Origin of the sequence: Kocuria sp. CPCC 204721, assembly GCF_040980945.1 — a bacterium.
In the GTDB taxonomy this organism is placed as follows: Bacteria; Actinomycetota; Actinomycetes; order Actinomycetales; family Micrococcaceae; genus Kocuria; species Kocuria marina.
This window is the reverse complement of the sequence record NZ_JAVKPO010000053.1, coordinates 1-1,033: the sequence shown is the minus strand read 5'-3', so window position 1 is coordinate 1,033 and position 1,033 is coordinate 1. Positions and strand designations below refer to the sequence as shown.

Sequence of the window (1,033 nt, the reverse complement as noted above, 5' to 3'; positions counted from 1 at the left end):
ATCGAGGACCTCGACGTCTATCCCCAGCTACCCCGCACCACCGGCGCGCCCACACTCAACTCTGAAGAGCCACTTATGCTGTATCTGTTGGGAGCACCATGCCCGCTGAATGGCGTTATTCAGAAGAATCACAGTCTCTTCATGTGGGGGCTGGCCGATGGGATGACATACCTGTCGAGGCGGCTCAGTACACAGTCGGTGGCACAAAAATATTGGATTCTTGGCTTGACTATCGAATGGCCCGGCCTGACAAGCTATATAAGTCGCCTCTGGATGAAATTAACGCTACCCACTGGGATCAAGAATGGTCAAATGAGTTGACAAACTTGCTTGGTATTCTTGTCCAATTGGTAAATCTTGAAGACGAGATGCTTGGCCTGCTGGATGATATTTTGGCGGGCGATCTTGTTAGTGCTCAGGAGCTCCAGGGAGATGGCGTTAGATGGCCGTTAAATGATAATGATCGGAAGCCGATAAAGTCCACAGAAGGAACACTTTTCGAGAGGTGACATTTTTTTGACCCGCAGGGGCGATTGGTTTGGGCACGTATCGACATGGTCTGTGTCGTGTTTCAGGGCATCTCCGCCTATGACTGGACGGCGTGAACGTTGATGGGGATACGACCGCAATCGATGAACATGCGGTCGTGCTTTTTCATTCAGATTTGGACATCATTCGTTCCTGCCGTATCACTGCCAGAGGTACGGCTTCGGCTGATGCGGCTGCAGCTGAGGCGGGACAGCTTTTTTGCTGTCCCGCCTCAGCGGTGCTGTCTCATCGTGCCTCTGCTTGTCCGTCATCTCCGGAAATCGGTCGTGGCCGGTGGCCGGCCGAGGGGCCATCGATGTTAATCCTCGTCGATCACATGATGTTTTTATTACCCAGAATGGAATGTGCCGGGTGGTCGGGCGGAATCTATAGCGGCCAGGAGCATGACACCTCCTACCCCCGTCATGGATGGCTGGGGTTGACCCCGTTTCGTGGACATCGAGTTATGCGGCTTCTGCCGCGGGGTTCATGAGCTGGTGCTCGA

1 pseudogene is annotated in these 1,033 nt (G+C 53.7%); it reads left to right on the top strand.

Features of this window, described 5'->3' with window-relative positions:
* Positions 1–95 precede the first annotated feature (95 nt).
* Positions 96–509 (top strand): annotated as a pseudogene (locus tag RF637_RS13805) (type ISP restriction/modification enzyme); the annotation flags it as partial.
* Positions 510–1,033 lie beyond the last annotated feature (524 nt).